The 19,336-nt window shown below is 38.9% G+C and carries 21 protein-coding genes, 1 riboswitch and 1 other annotated feature; of the genes, 19 read left to right on the top strand and 2 right to left on the bottom strand.

What is annotated here, in order from left to right:
• Window positions 1-13 precede the first annotated feature (13 nt).
• The 6 genes from LCP48_RS16880 (at window position 14) to LCP48_RS16855 (ending at window position 7,586) form a co-directional block, all read left to right on the top strand.
• Window positions 14-787: an electron transfer flavoprotein subunit beta/FixA family protein gene (locus LCP48_RS16880; protein ID WP_004226415.1), complete on the top strand. Its 774-nt coding sequence runs from the start codon at window positions 14-16 to the stop codon at window positions 785-787.
• Between the two features lie 47 nt (window positions 788-834).
• Entirely contained in the window at window positions 835-1,812 is a 978-nt protein-coding gene (locus LCP48_RS16875) for an electron transfer flavoprotein subunit alpha/FixB family protein (RefSeq protein WP_202341317.1), read from the top strand.
• A 138-nt stretch (window positions 1,813-1,950) separates the two neighbouring features.
• Window positions 1,951-2,184 (top strand) — a binding site (T-box leader).
• A gap of 28 nt (window positions 2,185-2,212) precedes the next feature.
• Window positions 2,213-3,592, top strand: coding sequence for an amino acid permease (locus LCP48_RS16870; protein ID WP_004226418.1), 1,380 nt, complete (start codon window positions 2,213-2,215; stop codon window positions 3,590-3,592).
• Between the two features lie 121 nt (window positions 3,593-3,713).
• Complete coding sequence (gene trxA / locus LCP48_RS16865) at window positions 3,714-4,025, top strand: thioredoxin (RefSeq protein ID WP_004226420.1); 312 nt, start codon at window positions 3,714-3,716, stop codon at window positions 4,023-4,025.
• 124 nt (window positions 4,026-4,149) lie between these two features.
• Window positions 4,150-5,940: an excinuclease ABC subunit UvrC gene (gene uvrC / locus LCP48_RS16860; protein ID WP_004226422.1), complete on the top strand. Its 1,791-nt coding sequence runs from the start codon at window positions 4,150-4,152 to the stop codon at window positions 5,938-5,940.
• A gap of 107 nt (window positions 5,941-6,047) precedes the next feature.
• A riboswitch (Lysine riboswitch) is annotated at window positions 6,048-6,225 on the top strand.
• Window positions 6,226-6,359: 134 nt separating this feature from the next.
• A complete protein-coding gene (locus LCP48_RS16855) occupies window positions 6,360-7,586 on the top strand; it encodes an aspartate kinase (protein ID WP_004226424.1) in 1,227 nt (408 codons plus the stop codon).
• A gap of 98 nt (window positions 7,587-7,684) precedes the next feature.
• Here LCP48_RS16855 and LCP48_RS16850 read toward each other — a convergent pair whose 3' ends face one another.
• On the bottom strand, window positions 7,685-8,119 hold the full coding sequence (locus LCP48_RS16850; protein WP_004226426.1) for a YslB family protein: 435 nt from the start codon (window positions 8,117-8,119) through the stop codon (window positions 7,685-7,687).
• Window positions 8,120-8,391: 272 nt separating this feature from the next.
• On the opposite strand from LCP48_RS16850, the gene LCP48_RS16845 reads away from it, so the two are divergent.
• From LCP48_RS16845 to LCP48_RS16785, 13 genes are all read left to right on the top strand, one after another.
• Window positions 8,392-9,000 carry a succinate dehydrogenase cytochrome b558 subunit gene (locus tag LCP48_RS16845; RefSeq protein ID WP_004226428.1) on the top strand — a complete coding sequence of 203 codons (609 nt, stop codon included), beginning with the start codon at window positions 8,392-8,394 and terminating at the stop codon, window positions 8,998-9,000.
• A 66-nt stretch (window positions 9,001-9,066) separates the two neighbouring features.
• Window positions 9,067-10,821 (top strand): succinate dehydrogenase flavoprotein subunit, encoded by a 1,755-nt coding sequence (sdhA, locus tag LCP48_RS16840; protein ID WP_004226429.1) that lies wholly within the window; start codon window positions 9,067-9,069, stop codon window positions 10,819-10,821.
• Between the two features lie 5 nt (window positions 10,822-10,826).
• Entirely contained in the window at window positions 10,827-11,606 is a 780-nt protein-coding gene (gene sdhB / locus LCP48_RS16835; protein WP_004226431.1) for a succinate dehydrogenase iron-sulfur subunit, read from the top strand.
• Window positions 11,607-11,800: 194 nt separating this feature from the next.
• The gene (locus LCP48_RS16830; RefSeq protein ID WP_004226433.1) at window positions 11,801-12,265 is read left to right on the top strand and encodes an acyl-CoA thioesterase; all 465 of its coding nucleotides are present in this window, start codon (window positions 11,801-11,803) and stop codon (window positions 12,263-12,265) included.
• Window positions 12,266-12,452: 187 nt separating this feature from the next.
• The gene (locus LCP48_RS16825) at window positions 12,453-12,674 is read left to right on the top strand and encodes a helix-turn-helix domain-containing protein (protein WP_004226437.1); all 222 of its coding nucleotides are present in this window, start codon (window positions 12,453-12,455) and stop codon (window positions 12,672-12,674) included.
• Window positions 12,675-12,748: 74 nt separating this feature from the next.
• Window positions 12,749-13,201 (top strand): MarR family winged helix-turn-helix transcriptional regulator, encoded by a 453-nt coding sequence (locus LCP48_RS16820; protein WP_004226439.1) that lies wholly within the window; start codon window positions 12,749-12,751, stop codon window positions 13,199-13,201.
• Between the two features lie 10 nt (window positions 13,202-13,211).
• The gene (gene racE, locus LCP48_RS16815) at window positions 13,212-14,009 is read left to right on the top strand and encodes a glutamate racemase (RefSeq protein ID WP_004226440.1); all 798 of its coding nucleotides are present in this window, start codon (window positions 13,212-13,214) and stop codon (window positions 14,007-14,009) included.
• A gap of 132 nt (window positions 14,010-14,141) precedes the next feature.
• Window positions 14,142-14,891 carry a ribonuclease PH gene (gene rph, locus LCP48_RS16810; protein WP_004226442.1) on the top strand — a complete coding sequence of 250 codons (750 nt, stop codon included), beginning with the start codon at window positions 14,142-14,144 and terminating at the stop codon, window positions 14,889-14,891.
• Between the two features lies 1 nt (window position 14,892).
• A complete protein-coding gene (locus LCP48_RS16805; protein ID WP_004226443.1) occupies window positions 14,893-15,486 on the top strand; it encodes an XTP/dITP diphosphatase in 594 nt (197 codons plus the stop codon).
• A gap of 12 nt (window positions 15,487-15,498) precedes the next feature.
• Window positions 15,499-16,002 carry a metallophosphoesterase gene (locus LCP48_RS16800; protein ID WP_009373890.1) on the top strand — a complete coding sequence of 168 codons (504 nt, stop codon included), beginning with the start codon at window positions 15,499-15,501 and terminating at the stop codon, window positions 16,000-16,002.
• Between the two features lie 129 nt (window positions 16,003-16,131).
• Window positions 16,132-17,592, top strand: coding sequence for a protein adenylyltransferase SelO (locus LCP48_RS16795; RefSeq protein WP_009373891.1), 1,461 nt, complete (start codon window positions 16,132-16,134; stop codon window positions 17,590-17,592).
• Between the two features lie 108 nt (window positions 17,593-17,700).
• Window positions 17,701-17,862 carry a DUF2639 domain-containing protein gene (locus tag LCP48_RS16790; protein ID WP_004226448.1) on the top strand — a complete coding sequence of 54 codons (162 nt, stop codon included), beginning with the start codon at window positions 17,701-17,703 and terminating at the stop codon, window positions 17,860-17,862.
• A gap of 59 nt (window positions 17,863-17,921) precedes the next feature.
• The gene (locus LCP48_RS16785) at window positions 17,922-18,620 is read left to right on the top strand and encodes a YqjF family protein (RefSeq protein ID WP_004226450.1); all 699 of its coding nucleotides are present in this window, start codon (window positions 17,922-17,924) and stop codon (window positions 18,618-18,620) included.
• Here the strand turns inward: LCP48_RS16785 and LCP48_RS16780 are convergent.
• Window positions 18,617-19,267: a hypothetical protein gene (locus LCP48_RS16780; protein WP_004226452.1), complete on the bottom strand. Its 651-nt coding sequence runs from the start codon at window positions 19,265-19,267 to the stop codon at window positions 18,617-18,619. The two genes, LCP48_RS16785 and LCP48_RS16780, sit on opposite strands and share 4 nt — an antisense overlap.
• Window positions 19,268-19,336: the final 69 nt, after the last annotated feature.

The following is a 19,336-nucleotide window of genomic DNA, read 5'->3' as shown; positions in this document are numbered from 1 at the left end:
GAGGTATGGATATATGAACATTTTTGCATTAATTAAACGTACGTTTGATACAGAAGAAAAAATCGTTGTGTCGGGTGGTAAAATCCAAGAGGACGGCGCAGAATTCATTATCAACCCTTATGATGAATATGCCATTGAAGAGGCAATCCAAGTTCGCGATGCTGCTGGTGGTAAAGTAACAGTGGTGACAATTGGTGGCGAGGATGCAGAGAAGCAATTACGTACAGCACTTGCTATGGGAGCAGACGAAGCAGTGCTTATTAATACAGAAGATGATCTAGATGAGCTGGACCAACATGCAGCAGCTTATCTACTAGCAGAATACTTAAAAGATAAAGATGCAGATTTAATTTTAACAGGAAATGTTGCGATTGATGGTGGTTCAGGGCAAGTTGGTCCACGTGTTGCTGATTTATTGGATATGAATTATGTAACTACGATTACAAAACTTGAAATTGACGGAACATCTGCGAAAATTGTTCGCGATATCGAAGGGGATTCAGAGGTAATTGAAACTTCTTTACCGTTATTAGTAACTGCTCAGCAAGGTTTAAATGAGCCTCGTTACCCATCTCTACCAGGTATTATGAAAGCGAAAAAGAAACCGCTTGCAGAGCTTGAGTTAGATGATTTAGATATCGATGAAGATGATGTAGAAGTGAAGATTGAAACAGTAGACATCTTCTTACCAGCTCAAAAAGCAGCAGGCCGTATTTTAGAAGGCGACCTTTCTGCACAAGCAAAAGAACTGGTAAATCTACTTCACACGGAAGCAAAAGTTGTTTAATTATTTGATGTCAATCGAATCTTAAAGGGTAACGGAGGGAATATGCTATGTCAAAAAAAGTATTAGTATTAAGTGAAGTTCGTGAAGGAAGCTTACGTAATGTTTCTTTCGAAGCAATTGCAGCTGCAAAACAAATCGCTGATGGTGGCGAAGTTGTTGGGGTACTTTTAGGGGATGCTGTAGCAGGTTTAACAGGTCCATTATTTGAATATGGTGCTGATCGAGTAGTAACAGTGGAACACCCACATTTAAAACAATATACATCTGATGGCTATAGTCAAGCGCTATTAGCTGTTATCGAGCAAGAACAACCAGCAGGTATTGTCTTCGGTCATACAGCAAATGGGAAGGATTTATCGCCAAAAATTGCAAGCAAATTACAAGCAGGTCTAGTATCTGATGTCACTGCTATTGAAGGTGCAGGCGATGATGTGGTATTCATCCGACCAATTTACTCTGGTAAAGCCTTTGAAAAAGTAAAAGTTAAAGAAGGCGTTGTCTTAGCTTCTATTCGTCCAAATAACATTACACCTTTAGAAAAAACAGAAGGTAAAACAGGTGATGTGTCTGCAATCTCTGTAGAAATTACAAATCTGCGCACAATTATTAAAGAAGTTGTTCGTAAATCTTCAGAAGGTGTAGATCTTTCAGAAGCGAAAGTAGTTGTTGCTGGTGGTCGTGGCGTGAAGTCAGAAGAAGGCTTCGAGCCATTAAAAGAGCTAGCTGATTTACTAGGCGGTGCAGTAGGTGCTTCACGTGGTGCATGTGACGCTGAATACTGTGATTACTCGCTTCAAATCGGACAAACAGGTAAGGTTGTCACACCAGATCTTTATATTGCAGCAGGTATTTCAGGCGCAATTCAGCATTTAGCTGGAATGTCCAATTCAAAAGTCATTGTTGCTATCAATAAAGATCCTGAAGCAAATATTTTCAAAGTAGCGGATTATGGTATCGTAGGAGATTTATTTGAAGTTATTCCGCTTCTAATTGAAGAATTTAAAGCATTAAAAGTGAACGCGTAATACAGATGCAGGAAGGGATAACCCTTCCTGCTTTTTATATTGTTTTCCATTTCAAAAAATACTATTTGAAAATTATTGCAAAATAAAATATTGACATAATTAACGATAGACATTATAGTGATGGATACATTAATGATTTGAAACGCAAAGATTAGGAGTAGTAAAAGCTCGTTATTCGGTGAAGAGAGCTGCGGGTTGGTGCAACGCAGACCAATAAGACTTTGAACTTGCCTAGGAGTGGTAACACAAATAGAATTATTGGATTATTCTATTTGTTTGACGGTTAACCTTCGTTACGTGGTTTTTTAAGCTGGGTTCTCAAGAGCCAATTAGAGTGGTACCGCGGTTTGCTGATAGCATGTCGTCTCTTCTTTCATTTGATGATGAAGGAATAGACGATATGCTTTTTGATTTTTTAGGAGGTAAGAAAGTGGAAAAAAACAAGCAACAATTAACAAGAACAATGACCTCGCGTCATATTACGATGATGGCATTAGGTGGAGCCATTGGAGCGGGATTATTTAAAGGAAGTAGTGCAGCCATTGATATGGCAGGACCATCAGTGCTGATTGCGTATTTAATCGGCGGCATTATTTTATTATTTGTTATGCAAGGCTTAGCAGAAATGGCCGTGCGTAATAAAGAAGCAAGAACCTTTAGAGATTTAGTGCAGTCCGTGTTAGGCAAATATCCTGCTTATTTCCTAGATTGGATCTACTGGAAAATGTGGGTTTTAAATATTGCAGCAGAGTCTGTCGTGGCTGCTATCTTTATTCAATATTGGCTACCAGAATATCCAATTTGGATACTGGCACTATCTGTTTCTGTGTTAGTAACAGCGATTAATTTATTATCCGTAAAAATCTTTGCAGAAACAGAATATTGGCTAGCATTAATCAAAATTACTGTTATTATTGTCTTTATCATTGCAGGACTTATTTTATTGCTTGTGACGTTTGGAAATCATAGTGCTGTTGGTTTTGCTAACTTAACGGAGCATGGTGGGTTCTTCCCAAATGGTTCAACCGGATTAATTGCTGCCATGCTTGTAGTGATCTACTCTTATGGTGGGACAGAAATCATTGGGATTACATTAGCTGAAACGAAAAATCCTGAAAAAGTAGTACCAAAAGCTGTTCGCAGTACATTAGTGCGTATTGTTACTTTTTATTTACTGCCGTTCTTTATTATCGTAAGCTTAATTCCTTGGAATGAAGTAAATGGGGTTCCTGAAAGCCCATTTGTCATGGTTTTTAAAATGGTTGGTATTCCAGGGGCAGACCATATTATGAACGCTGTTGTGTTACTTGCCATTATTTCATCAATGAATTCAGGACTGTATGGTTCATCACGCGTACTATATAACCAGGCTGTAGATGGACGTGTGCCTAAAATCTTTGCTTATTTATCGAAACGAAAAGTACCAGTATATGCTATTTTAATGTGTACTTTAGCGATGTATTTAGGGGTCATTTTATCTTTATATGCGGGAAGCAAAACATTTGATTTTCTAATGGGATCACTTGGTTATACTGTGTTATTTATTTGGTTAATTATTGCGATTGCACATTTAAAATCACGTAAAAAACAAGCAGAACACACAAGTGCCTATGAAGTTAAATGGTTCCCTTATACTACTTGGGTAGCTATACTGGCGTTAAGTGCGATTCTAATCGGGATTATTTTTACCACATCTATAATCGTGACAGGCATTACGTTAGCTATTTACCTTTTTATTACGTTAACCTATGTATTGAAAGGTCGTTATCAAGCCAACTAATGACTGCGTATTGAATTTTCGACAGAGATTTGCATAAAAAATACATTGTAGGCAGATTGTTCGCTCAAGTGAATTTATCCATGCTATACTACAATCATAGTAAGCTTAAGGAGGATTTCAAATGGCAATTGTACATGCAACAGATGCTACGTTCCAGGATGATATTAAAGAAGGGTTAGTACTAGTAGACTTTTGGGCTGCTTGGTGCGGACCATGTAAAATGATTGGGCCAGTTCTTGAAGAAATGGACGCAGCAGGTAGTGCGGCTAAAATTGTAAAAGTTGACGTTGACAATAATCAAGGTACTGCAGCTCAGTATCAAATTATGTCAATCCCATCTTTACTATTATTTAAAGATGGAGAATTAGTTGACAAAACAGTAGGCTTCCAACCAAAAGAAGCTTTAGAAGCATTTATCGCAAAACATGCGTAATGAATGAAGTTCACAAAGCCGAACCATCAATTGATGTGTTCGGCTTTTTTTCGTTATATAATAAAGAAAATAACTAACATTATTCTAATGAGGGGAATTTTTACTTAGGGGGGGCAGGTAGGTAATGAACGATTTAATAAAGCGGAAACTGGATATTTTACCAGATCAACCTGGCTGCTATTTGATGAAGGATCGACAAGGGACTATCATTTATGTCGGTAAAGCAAAAGTTCTGAAAAACCGTGTACGATCATATTTTACTGGAACACATGAAGGGAAAACGCAAAGGCTTGTAGGTGAAATAGAAGATTTTGAGTATATTGTGACGTCATCAAATATTGAAGCACTTATTTTAGAGCTGAATCTCATCAAATTACATGATCCAAAATATAATGTCATGTTAACGGATGATAAGACCTATCCATATTTAAAAATTACGAATGAAAAACATCCTCGTCTGATTACGACAAGGAAGGTAAAAAAGGATAAGGCTAAATATTTTGGCCCTTATCCGAATGCCTATGCAGCAAGTGAAACGAAAAAGCTATTGGATCGATTGTATCCGCTGCGCAAATGTGTTCAATTACCTTCCAAGGCTTGCTTGTACTATCACATGGGTCAATGCTTAGCACCTTGTGTGAAGGAAATTGATGGTCAGGTTTATCAAGAAATGATTGAGGATATGACGAAGTTTTTAAATGGTGGTGTGGAGACAGTCAAAAAAGAGCTTGAAGTTAAAATGCTAGCAGCTGCAGAAAACCTAGAATTTGAACGAGCGAAGGAATTCCGAGACCAAATTGCCCATATTGATACGGTTATGCAGAAGCAAAAAATAGTTTCAAGTGATACAACAAATCGAGATGTTTTTGGCTATGCTGTTGAAAAAGGATGGATGTGTGTTCAGGTTTTCTTTGTGCGCCAAGGAAAGCTGATTGAGCGTGATGTCTCAATTTTCCCGATCTATCAAGATGCAGAGGAAGAATTTTTAACATTTGTTGGGCGCTTTTATGAAAAGCCAGAGCATATTAAGCCAAAAGAAATTTTTATTCCACAAGCCATTGATGCAGCTATCTTAACAGAATTATTAGAAATTAAAGTGCTCACACCGAAAAGAGGTCAAAAGAAGGAATTGGTTGAATTAGCTACCAAAAATGCTGAAATTGCTGTGGCAGCTAAATTCCAGCTAATAGAGCGTCAGGAAGAACGTACGATTGGTGCTTGTGAGGCACTTGGTGAAGCAATGGGTATTAGTGCACCTTTACGAATTGAAGCTTTTGATAATAGTCATATGCATGGAACGGATGCAGTGTCTGCTATGGTTGTTTTCATTGATGGGAAGCCTGCGAAAAAGGAGTACCGAAAATATAAAACGCGTACAGCAGCCAAACATGATGATTACGGTGCAATGCAGGAGGTTATACGTCGTCGCTATATTCGTGTTTTAAAGGAAGGTCTACCATTACCAGATTTAGTCTTAATTGATGGTGGTAAGGGACAAATGGAAGTAGCCCGTGAAGTACTAGAAGATGAGCTTGGTCTTGTTATACCGATTGCTGGTTTAGCCAAAGATGATAAGCATAATACATCTCAGCTATTGTTTGGTGATCCACCAGAAGTGATTAGCTTAAAACGTACAAGTGATGGCTTTTATTTATTACAACGAATTCAAGACGAAGTCCATCGCTTTGCTATTACCTTCTTGCGTCAACAGCATGAGAAACATGCCATTCAATCTGTATTAGATCAAATTGAAGGGGTAGGACCAAAACGAAAGCAACAGCTGCTTAAACATTTCGGTTCAGTCAAAAAAATTCGAGAGGCGAGCGAGCTAGCATTACAGGAGGCTGGGATGCCCGCTAATTTAGCAAGCCAAATTTTTAGCTATTTTCAGCAACAATCATTGTCAAAGGAATAGGCATATGCTATGGTTATAAATAACATTGTTTTCAATGTTATGGAGAGCCAACTGTGTGACTAGTTTGTTTACGCTAAGGCTTAATGAATTGAATACATTCACTTTAAAGTGATGATAGAGGTGCAAGATTCAAGAGTAACACGATGGAGGATGGACAAGTCCAGAGATATTGTGTGAAAGGGGAGCTTGCCGAAGTACAGTATTGTTGTTCCTATGTTGTACTGGTTTTGCATTTAAGAAATGTAAGACTGTCGATTCTAAACGTTTCGGAGAGCTATCACACATGCGCAAGTTACGATTATTGTACATGTTATGGGCAGCTTTCACGTTATGTGGAGGCTGCCTTTTAGTTTTCTAGAAACAGTTTTACCCCCCTGTAATTTGGTAAAATACATGAACTGGAAGGGAGAACGAAAGAAATGGCTAAAATCGTGATGAAGTTTGGGGGAGCTGCATTAGCTTCTACTGAACAAATCCAAGAGGCTGCTAGGAAAGCGATTGCTGAAAAGGACAAAGGATTGGATGTAGTAGTGGTCGTTGCAGCAATGGGACACACTGCGAAAGAGATGAAATTGATGGTACACCAACTAACTGACGATGTGTCGAAAAGAGAATTAGATGCAGTGTTGTCAACTGGCTCTCAATTATCAAGTGCTTTATTTGCCATCGCCTTGCAGGAAGCAGGCTATGAGGCGGTGTCTCTAACTGGATGGCAAGCTGGTATACATACGGATGGTATGTATCGGCATGCTCGTATCGACTATATAGATATTAATCGAATGGAAGAACACTTTGCACAGGGACAAATTGTGGTTATTGCTGGAGAACAAGGGATTGACGAAGAGCACAATATCACCATGCTTGGGAAAGGTGGAGCTGAAACAGCTGCTGTTGCACTTGCCATAGCATTGGAAGCGGAGAGAGTAGATATGTATACAAATGTGGATGGTGTTTATACAGCAGATCCACGGTATGTTACAAATGCCCAAAAGCTACAAGAAATTTCCTATGATGAAATGTTGGAGTTATCGAATTTAGGGTCTCATATCATACATCCTCGTGCGGTGGAGTTAGCGAAAAAATTTCAAATGCCTGTTATTATACGCTCCAGTTTAATAGAATCAGTAGGCACTTTATTGAAGGAGGAAGTGGAAATGGAAAAAAATTTAGTCGTTCGTGGTGTTGCATTTGAATCAGATATTATTCGTTTAACAGTAGGGTATGATGCTTTTTCGAATGCTTCATTAGCAGATATATTTACGGTGCTTGCAGAGAACCGTATTAATGTTGATATTATTGTCCAAGCCATTATTGATGGGTTGAAGCCAACTGTATCGTTTTCCATTTTAAAAGAGGAATTTGCGGAAGCATTACGTGTTTTAGAGGATAGTAAATTATCACTCGGATTTAGTTTTGCCGACTTCGAAATTGGACTAGCAAAAGTTTCTATTATTGGTTCAGGCATGGCTTCCAATCCAGGCGTTGCCGCTCGTATGTTTGATCGGTTACGTCGTGAAAATATCCCTGTAAAAATGGTTAGTACTTCTGAAATAAAAGTGTCCGTTGTTGTACCACAGGATGATATGATCCAAGCAGCTAATGCTCTCCATGATGAATTTAATTTAGAGCAAGCACTTTACATATAATAATAGAAGAAACAGCATTTTATGTAATTGACCGAAATAAAAGGAAGAAAAAAGAAGGATTGTCATCCCATTCTTTAATGGGAGACAATCCTTTTTAATTATTCTGAGGGAATGGTATTCATAATACGTTCTTTAACGTCCCATTTGACTGTAAACATGACGTATTGTTGCTTTTCCCGTTTTTCACTATAGCATTCTGTCAGGTAGCCTTTAGCTAGTTGAATTTGCTCTGCTATAAATCCTGCTTCAAGTTTAAAGCTACGCTGCTTTATTTGCAGAATTTCAGGGTCATTTGTCAACTGGAAAATACGTCCATCTTTTGATTCCTTTATGAGTTCTAATGTACCCCAGCAGGCATCTGCGAAAAATGCGATAAGTTCATCTTGACTTTTACATGGGAACTTGCGAGCAAGCTCTTTACCTGCCCAATAAAGGACGTCATCTTCATGTTTACCGAGTATAGAAGATAGAATATGATCACGAATGATCTCATAGCCAAATGATGAGATTGTAGGAGATGGAGTGTTTAACATTGTTATCCTTCTTTCTTAGAATTTTCTTAAAATTTAACGGTAATAAAGTAATGATAGATTTTTCGAGAAAAAACGACGCATCATGTACTAGATTAGTTCTTTAATAAGCTCTATGAAAAACTCCGAGTTGCCTTGACGCTCGTAGCTCTTGAGAGTACAATAAACATGTCATAATATTGTACCATGATGAAATACACAGTCAATGAAGTATCATTTACAAAATGATGACTTCTTTTGTTGTGCTATTTTAAGTACTAAGGGGGGTAACAGTCTTGTCGAAAGATCGAGAGTTTTTATGGCGTCGCTTACATTCTCTACTTGGGATCATTCCAGTAGGTCTGTTTTTAACGATGCACCTGTTCATTAACTTTACAGCAACAGGCGGGGCAGAAAGTTACAATGATGCTACCGCAGTAATGGAAAAGATTCCATTCCTTATCCTAGTTGAATGGATTGTCATCTATATTCCATTAATGTTCCACGCATTCTATGGTGTCTACATTGCATTCACTGCTACACCAAACACAGGACGTTTCAGCACATACCGTAACTGGATGTTCTCTTTACAACGTTTTACGGGTGTATTCTTAGTGATATTCATTGCATGGCATATTTTCCAAACTCGTATTCAAAAAGCACTTGGCACACACGTTGATTACGACATGATGGCGAATATTGTTGCTAATCCATTCATGCTTGGATTCTACATTGTTGGTATTTTATCAGCAACTTTCCACTTATCTAACGGTTTATGGGCATTCCTAGTAAGCTGGGGTATTACACAATCTCCTCAGTCTCAAAAGATCGCTACTTACGTAACAAACATTCTTTTCGTAATTCTAAGTGTAGTTGGTGTGGCTGCTATTTTAGCTTTTGTATAATTCCATAGAAGCTACGATAGAGCACATGCAATCATTGCAATTTTTTAAGAGGAGTGAGAAATAATCATGGCGAAAAGCAAAATAATTGTTGTCGGCGGTGGTCTTGCCGGTCTGATGGCAACGATTAAAGCAGCTGAAGTTGGTACTGAAGTTGATTTATTCTCATTAGTTCCTGTAAAACGCTCACACTCTGTTTGTGCGCAAGGCGGAATTAATGGTGCGGTAAATACTAAAGGTGAAGGGGATTCTCCATGGATCCACTTTGATGATACAGTATATGGTGGGGACTTCCTAGCGAACCAACCACCAGTTAAAGGTATGTGTGATGCAGCACCTGGCATTATCCACTTAATGGACCGTATGGGTGTTATGTTCAACCGTACACCAGAAGGGCTTTTAGATTTCCGTCGTTTTGGTGGTACTTTAATGCACCGTACAGCTTTCTCTGGTGCAACAACTGGTCAACAATTACTATATGCGCTAGATGAGCAAGTTCGTTCTCATGAAGTAGCTGGTTTAGTAAATAAATATGAACACTGGGAATTCCTTGGTGTTATTATCGATGAAGACGGCGTTTGTCGTGGTATCGTAGCGCAAGATATGCGTACAGAAGAAATTAAATCATTCCGTGCAGACGCTGTTATTATGGCGACTGGTGGCCCTGGTATTATCTTCGGTAAAACAACAAACTCTGTTATTAACACAGGTTCTGCTGCTTCTATCGTTTATCAACAAGGTGCTTCATATGCGAATGGTGAATTCATTCAAATTCACCCAACAGCGATTCCTGGAGATGACAAAAACCGTCTAATGTCAGAATCAGCTCGTGGTGAAGGTGGTCGTATTTGGACTTATAAAGACGGTAAACCTTGGTACTTCTTAGAAGAGAAATACCCAGCTTATGGTAACTTAGTACCACGTGATATTGCGACACGTGAAATTTTCGACGTTTGTGTAAACCAAAAACTTGGTATCAATGGCGAAAACATGGTATACCTAGATCTTTCACATAAAGATCCACATGAATTGGACGTTAAACTTGGTGGTATCATCGAAATCTACGAAAAATTCGTAGGGGATGACCCTCGTAAATTACCAATGAAAATTTTCCCAGCAGTTCACTATTCAATGGGTGGATTATGGGTTGACTACAATCAAATGACTGAAATTCCTGGTCTATTTGCAGCAGGTGAATGTGATTACTCTCAACATGGTGCAAACCGTCTTGGTGCAAACTCATTATTATCTGCTATCTACGGTGGTATGGTTGCAGGACCAAACGCAGTAGACTATGTAAAACACCTTAAAAAGCATGCTGAAGATCTTCCACAAGAGATTTACGATGCTCGTGTAAAAGAGGAACAAGCGAAATGGGATGCTATCATGAAAATGGAAGGCACAGAAAACGCTTACTTACTGCATAAAGAGCTTGGTGAAATGATGACTGCTACAATGACTGTAGTACGTTACAATGATCAGCTTGAAGATACATTGAAAAAACTTGATGAGCTTACTGAGCGTTGGAACAACATCAACATCAATGATACGCAAAAATGGAGCAATCAAGGCGCACACTTTACACGTCAGCTTAAAAATATGTTAGTGCTTGCAAAAGTAATGACAAAAGGTGCACTATTACGTAATGAATCTCGTGGTGCACACTATAAACCTGATTTCCCTAACCGTGATGATGAGAACTTCTTAAAAACAACAATGGCGAAGTTTGACCCAGCTACTGGTAATCCAATCATCACGTACCAAGAAGTCGACGTTTCATTAATCCCACCACGTAAACGCGACTACTCTGCGAAAGGAGACTAAAAGTTATGCAAATCGCAGCTAATACTGGAAGAATGGTCAAAGTGGAAATCTTACGTCAAGATACACAAGGCGGCAATAGCTACTGGCAAAAATTCCAAGTGCCTTACCGTCATGGTATGAACGTAATTTCAATTTTAATGGAAATTCAAAAAAATCCTGTTACTGAAGATGGTGTAAACACATCACCAGTATCATGGGATATGAACTGTTTAGAAGAAGTTTGTGGTGCATGTTCAATGGTGATCAATGGCCGTCCACGTCAATCATGTTCTACACTAGTAGACCAATTGACAGAGCCGATTAAATTGGAGCCAATGAAAACATTCCCTGTTATTCGTGACTTACAAGTTGACCGTGAACGTATGTTCAACGCTCTTAAAAAAGTTAAAGCATGGGTACCAATCGATGGTACGTATGATTTAGGTGAAGGTCCACGTATGCCAGAAGGTAAACGTCAATGGGCTTATGAACTATCTAAATGTATGACTTGTGGTGTATGTATGGAAGCATGTCCAAACGTGTCTGAAAAGGCTTCATTCATTGGACCAGCTCCATTATCACAAGTACGTCTTTTCAACACTCACCCAACTGGTGCTATGATTAAAGATGAACGTTTAAATGCGATTATGGGTGACGGTGGCCTTGCGAACTGTGGTAACTCTCAAAACTGTGTTGCTGCATGTCCAAAAGGTATTCCTTTAACAACTTCCATCGCTTCATTAAACCGTGCAACTACAGTGCAAATGTTCCGTAACTTCTTCGGTTCTGACCACTACGTAGACTAATATCGGACAAGCGGAACTCCCTTACACTTCGTGTGAGGGAGTTTTTTATAGTTATAGAAATGAAATTTATCAAGTTGTTTATTTACGTTTTTTCTATGATAATATAGCATTTTCTTTTATAATGAATATGTATTCATTTTGTTTGCCGTTGATTGATAAAAGACGGGCAATTACATGACAGGGGATGGTATATCATGAAGGCAAATTATATCGATAATTTTCAAGAGTGGGAAAAGGGTTTTTCATTTTTTAGTGAGGTACGAGTTCGATTTTCAGAAACAGACATGTATGGTCATATGAACAATACGATAAGCTTTACATATTTTGAGCAAGCAAGAATTGATTACTTCCGATATTTAGGAATTTCAATGCCCTCAGTTGGAGAAGAGAATGTGAAATCTATACCAATTGTAGCCGATTTACAATGTGATTATGTAAAGCAGGTTTTCTTTGATGACGTACTACGAATCTATACAAAAATTGCGCAAGTTGGGAATTCTTCAATGGACATTCACTATCTAGCAAAAAATCAAAAGGACGAAATCTGTTTCACTGGTCGTGGAACGATTGTGCAAATGGATCCTCGTACAGGTAAAAGTGTGCCGATTTCAGAGGAAGAAAAAACGAAATTCATTCAGTTGGCCATTCTGCCTCACTAGTTCAACATATAAGTATATGTAAATTCATTGAAATAGTAGGTTTTACTTTTTACGTAAAATTTATGAATGTAACAATGTAATTTTCGAAATTTTTAAGGAAACATGGAATAATCATGCAAATAGCCGTCACCGCTTCCTGCCCCTTAACATAAGTTACAATACGTGCGGGGGAGGAGGGTGTAACTGAATGAATGGCTCTCATCATCGTTCTCTTTTAACAAACCGAGAACGTGAAATATTTGCGCTTTTATTAGCTGAAAAAACAACGAGAGATATTGCAGAGCAGCTTGGTATTAGTGAAAAAACAGTGCGAAATCACATTTCCAATACAATTCAAAAGCTAGGTGTAACGAATCGATCTCAGGCGTTAATTGAGCTGTTACGCTTGGAAGAATTTAAATTAGACTAATGGACACTTGCTATTTCGTGAAAAAAACGACAAAATAGAACTATTCAACGTATTTTTAGGAGTGAAATAGTTATATGTCGGATGAAGTAACAAAGCACTCACCTGAAACCGTTGCAACGGTTGAAAAGGAATTACGCTATATAGCGGCCATCGTGAAGCAAAAGGGAAGAGAAATTGTTTCCGATTATGCGATTACGCCGCCACAATTTGTTGCATTACAGTGGTTAGAAGAGCTTGGTGATATTACAATTGGCGAATTATCAAACCGTTTATATTTAGCTTTTAGCACGACAACAGATTTAGTGGACCGAATGGAGAAAAATGAATTAGTCAAGCGTGTGCGTGATGAAAATGATCGCCGTGTCGTTGTCGTTCATCTTCTCGAAAAGGGCGAACGTATCATTCAAGAAGTTATTGAAAAAAGACAGCAATATTTGCAAGAGATGCTTGTTGGTTTTAATGATCAAGAAGTCGCGCAATTATCAAGCTACTTAGAAAAACTACATGTACACATGAAACAGGATTGAGGCGGAAAGTATGAATGCCCCGATAGGCGTTATTGACTCAGGAGTAGGCGGTTTAACCGTAGCAAAAGAAATCATGAAGCGATTGCCAAACGAAACGATTTATTATATTGGCGATACAGCAAGGTGTCCGTATGGTCCAAGAAGTCGTCAGGAAGTACGGAATTTTACTTGGCAAATGGCAAAAGCACTCGAAAAAATGAATGTTAAGATGCTCGTTATAGCTTGTAATACAGCGACTGCAGTAGCACTCGAAAGTTTACAAAGAAATATGCCTTTTCCAGTACTAGGTGTTATCAATGCTGGCGCACGTGCAGCTGTAAAAAAAACGAAGCGACATGAAGTCGTTGTGCTTGCAACAGAAGGAACAATTAAAAGTGGGGCGTATGAAGAAGCCTTATTGTCACTCAATACGTCAACACATATTATTCCACTAGCTTGTCCCACATTCGTACCACTTGTAGAAAGTGGCGAATATAAAGGTGACTTTGCAAATAATTTAATAGCAGAAGGCTTAAAGCCGTTGAAAAATCGACAATTTGATACGGTTATTTTAGGGTGTACACATTATCCTATTTTACAAAAACAAATTGAAGCTGTTGTCGGAGAAGATGTGAATGTTTTATCTTCTGCGGAGGAAACGGCAAAGGATGTACAGGAAATGTTAGCGTATAATGGCACTTTAGCAAATGCAAATGCGGTGCCTGCTCATAGATTTTTTGCAACTGGTTCTGTTCCAATTTTCCGTTCGATTGCTGAGAATTGGTTAGAGCAAGGTACTCTCGACATAAAACGTATCACATTAAAATAAAAAATCAGCTTAGCAACAGGCTAGGCTGATTTTTGCCGTTTTCAGCATTGTACATAAGCCACCGAGTACTTTTTTGATGGCACAAATTATGATAAGATGAGGGCGCGAAAGTTTTTAGGAGGAGCGAAATATATGACAAGATTTGATGGTAGAAATGCAGATGGGCTACGACCTGTGAAAATAGATAGTGAGTATCTATTACACCCTGAAGGCTCCGTATTAATTCAAGTAGGTAATACAAAAGTAATTTGCACCGCAACGATTGAAGACAAGGTACCTGGTTTTTTACGTGGGCAAGGGAAAGGGTGGATCACTGCCGAGTATTCCATGTTGCCCCGTGCAACCGCTCAACGTACACCACGTGAATCCTCTCGTGGGAAAGTCAATGGTCGTACAATGGAGATTCAGCGCTTGATTGGGCGTGCATTGCGTGCTGTAGTCGATTTAGAGGCGCTAGGCGAACGTACTGTATGGATTGACTGTGATGTCATTCAAGCGGATGGCGGTACTCGTACAGCTTCCATTACGGGAGCATTTGTTGCCATGACACAGGCCATTGCTAAATTTGCTGAAGAAAAGCCATTTGAAAAATTCCCGGTAACAGACTTTTTGGCAGCAACAAGTGTTGGGATCGTCGAAGAACAAGGTGCTATTCTTGATTTAAATTATGTAGAAGATGTGGCTGCAGCTGTTGATATGAACATTGTGATGACAGGCGCAGGACGATTTGTTGAATTACAAGGTACTGGTGAGGAAGCTACTTTTTCTCGTGAAGAACTAAATGAATTGTTAGCATTAGGTGAAAAAGGCATACAACAATTAGTTGAGCTTCAAAAAATAACGCTTGGTGAACTGGCACACAAAGTTGGAGGGAATCAATAATATGAAACAAGTAGTCATCGCCACAAAAAATAAAGGAAAAGCAAAAGATTTTGAAGCATTATTTGGACCACTTGGTTATGAAGTCGTAACAATGTTTGAAGTGGCACCAGATATGGAAATAGAAGAAACAGGAACAACATTCGAAGAAAATGCCATCTTAAAAGCAGAAGCATTGGCGAAGGAGCTTAATACCATTGTTATTGCAGATGACAGTGGTTTAGCAGTAGATGCATTAAATGGTGAGCCAGGTGTGTACTCCGCTCGCTATGCTGGTGACCATGACGATGAAGCAAACATGATTAAACTGTTAGAAAATTTACAAGGTGTCGAAGATGACAAACGTACAGCACGTTTTTGCTGCTGTATTGCAATTGCAGGACCTGATTTCGCAACAACAACGGTATTTGGTACATGTGAAGGCGTCATTGCCCATGAAAAGCGTGGAACGAATGGCTTTGGCTATGATCCAATCTTTTTTGTGCCAAGCTTAAATCGAATGATGGCTGAGCTTTCACCAGAGGAAAAGGGTTCTATTTCTCACCGAGGCAATGCAATTCGCAAGTTAAAGGAGCAATTACCGAATCTTATCAAATAAGAGGTGATATCCATGAAAATGCTTGTTATGAGCGATACACATGGTGACAGCCATGTCATCGAAAAGGTTAAAGGTTTTTATCCTGAAATAGATATTGTGGTTCATTGTGGAGATAGTGAACTTCCCTATTCACATGAGGCATTAGAAGGATTGAAAAAAGTACGTGGAAACTGTGATCGTGAGAAAGCTTTCCCTGAAGAAGAAATGTTCATGGTCCATGATGTAAAGATTTTTGTGACACACGGTCATTTATTCAATGTGAAAAATTCCATCTTATCATTATCCTATCGGGCTAAAGAAGTAGGTGCACAGATCGTTTGCTTTGGTCATTCACATATTCTTGGTGCCGAAATGATGGATGATATCCTATTTTTAAATCCAGGCAGCTTATTAAAACCACGTGGTCGTAAAGAGAAAAGCTTTGCTGTTGTGGAAATCAATGCGACATCTTTTAAAGTTGATTGCATGACAGATGATAATCAATGTATGGCTACATATACATTTGATCGACAATAATAGAGAAAATCCGCATAACTAGTAAAGTATGCGGATTTTTAGTTGGGCTACTGATAATGGTAAAATTGCCTATGAATGATTCATGCTGAAATAGCAAAAATAAATCGTAAAGGCAATAAAGGAGAAAACATGAAAAAAACAATTGGCTGGCATTTTGATAATAGTTACGTTCAACTACCAAGTATTTTTTATTCCGCCATATCGTTAAATCCTGTTCGTTCACCAAAATTGATCTTATTAAATGAATCAGTTGCAGGCTCACTTGGGTTAGACATTCAGGCTTTAAAGAGTGAGGAAGCATTAGCCGTTTTAGCTGGTAATACAATCCCAGAAGATGGCGAACCGATTGCACAGGCTTACGCAGGGCATCAATTTGGTCATTTTAATATGCTAGGTGATGGTAGGGCTCTATTATATGGGGAGCAAATTACACCTCAAAATGATCGGTATGATATTGCTCTAAAAGGATCAGGTAGAACACCTTATTCTCGGGGTGGAGATGGGCGAGCTGCATTCGGTCCAATGCTAAGGGAATATATTATTAGTGAAGCGATGTTTGCACTAGGGATCCCCACCTCACGTAGTCTAGCAGTAGTCACTACAGGTGAAATGATTATTCGAGAAACGGAACTACCAGGCGCTATTGTCACAAGAGTTGCAAGTAGTCATTTGCGGGTAGGGACATTTCAATATGCTGCGCAATGGGGGACAGAGGAGGAGCTACAGCTCTTAGCTGATTATGCAATAGAAAGACATTACTCAGCTAATATTGGCAATCAAAATCGTTATCTTTATTTGTTAAATGAAGTCATAAAGAAACAAGCTTCCCTTATAGCAAAGTGGCAGTTAGTGGGCTTTATTCATGGCGTCATGAACACTGATAATATGACCATTAGCGGTGAAACCATTGATTATGGTCCTTGTGCATTCATGGACATCTATGATCCAGCGACTGTGTTTAGCTCGATTGATCGCCAAGGACGTTATGCTTATGGAAATCAGCCTAATATCGGTGGCTGGAATCTAACGCGCTTAGCAGAGTCTTTACTACCTTTAATTGATGATGATCAAGAAAAAGCCATTCAACTGGCACAAGAAACGCTACAACAGTATCCGAAATTATATATAGAAAATTGGTTGGAAGGAATGCGTGCAAAGCTAGGCATTTTTAATGAGGAGCAAGAAGACATCCAGCTTGTTGAAGAGCTTCTTCAGCTTATGCAGCAATATCAAGCTGATTATACGAATACATTTATCACCTTAACGTTTGAGCAATTGGAGGATTCCCCATTATTTAATGCATCAGCTTTTAAAGACTGGCATCACAAATGGCAAGCTCGATTAGCGAGACAGCAGCAAACAAAAGACATGTCACAACAATTAATGCGCCAACATAATCCAGCTGTTATTCCACGTAACCACAGGGTAGAAGAAGCTTTGGAAGCGGCTGTAGAAAGAGGCGATTATAGTGTGATGAACAACTTACTAAAAGTCCTAGCTCAGCCTTATGCTCATACGAAAGAGCAACAAGAATACGCTTCATTACCGGAACCGACTAATCAACCTTATCGTACGTTTTGTGGCACATAAGTAAAAACGAGAGCTATTTATTCTCTCGTTTTTTATTTGTATAAAGGCACTCTACCGTATTCAAACGCATATTCTATGTATGAATAAAAATAAAGGAGAATAGGGTCGGTGCATAAGTATTCAAAGGGTTGGTTTGTCAAAGTATTACGTGCTCATGGCATAATGGTTCATCCTCAATTTAAAAGTCATTTAGGCTTATATAAAGAATCTGAATTACGAAACTTATATTATCGTTATGTCGAAATAGAGTCTGCTGAGCAAGATCAATAGACCGTTTGTTTGAAGAACTCCTTTCTAGGAAAAACTAGTGATTAGAAAGGAGTTTTACTATGTGGATGATGACTCAAACATGGCAAGATGTTCTATTTTTACATTGGCCAATAGCCCCTCAAGAACTCGAAAAACATGTACCTAAAGAACTGAAGCTCGATCTCTTTGAACAAAATGCTTGGCTTAGTGCTGTCCTTTTTAAAGTTTATCGACATCGGCTACGTTTTCTACCACCTCTTCCTGGGATGACTACCTATTTACAATTGAATGTCCGAACATATGTGGAGTATAACGGCATGAAAGGCATCTATTTTTTTCATTTAGATGTGACGAATTATTTCCTATCAAAAATAACGGCAATAGGTAGCTTGCCATATCGCCATTCCAACATCCTAGTAAAACAAAGAGGGAATCACTATTCATACACAAGCCATTACAAAGCATGCGACGAAAGATTGAGGGTTATTTATACAATAGGAGACAAGACCAATACTAGTTTTGACCGATGGATTGTAGAGCGCTACCATTCATGGGCGAAATGGAAGGATACACTTTTTCGCATTGATATTCACCACTCCCCATGGGAATTAAAAAGAGCCAACGTAACGATTCAAAGCAATACATTAGCCTCTTTTATGAAGGGGAAACTTCAGGGCATGCAGCCTCGTGCTCATTATGCCAAAAACAAAACGGCGAGAGTTTTTCCTCCAGCAGTTGAGCATAAAATGATCATAAATCCATCAAGATTTTTGCATTAAAAGAGGTAACAAAATTGCATAACGATGGCGCTGGCAATCATATCTGACATCGCAAGTGCCTCTGCTTCAATTTCATCAAATACCTCTACATCAGCCTGATAATCTTTTTGTATCATCGTGACAGCCTCATTTTTCGTTAAAGCTAAATGCGTATAAAACATTTTTTGTACGGCCTCTCGACTTAGGTATGGATTGATTGTATGCAAAAAGAAAGCAATATCATCTGCATTACGATACCATTCCCTCTCTTTAGCTTCCGCTGTGGTAGCGTCACCTTTCGCGGCAGCTGTCACTAATTGAGCCGCAATTACCAGATGCTCTTTAATTAAAGCTGCATAACGATTCGCCACGGAGTCACCATAAAAGGGGCGTAAACAATTCCCTAAATCGGTTGCATTGCGTAGTAAACGCTGCTGCACAAAGGGTAAATCAGGCAAATTAAACACAATGCTTATAATAGTCATCCGTGTCCAATTCACATGCTCCATCCAAAGTAAGCGGTTCATAGCCATAAAGTCTGCTTCGCCTTTACTAATACAGCGTCGGTAATCATTTGACTGTAAAAAGTGACGAATTGGAGCCGTATACTGCGTATAGGGGGCATGATACAGCTGGCTTAATGAAAAACCATTTGAATAGGGGTACAAGGCTTCACTCCTTCTTGTTCTTTCTCCTACAGTAGCATACTCCAAGGAATCTCGGAGTATGAAGAACCA

Source organism: Lysinibacillus capsici (assembly GCF_020217405.1).
GTDB classification, from domain to species: Bacteria; Bacillota; Bacilli; order Bacillales_A; family Planococcaceae; genus Lysinibacillus; species Lysinibacillus capsici.
The sequence above is the reverse complement of the archived record's forward strand: the minus strand, read 5'-3'. Positions and strand labels throughout refer to the sequence as shown.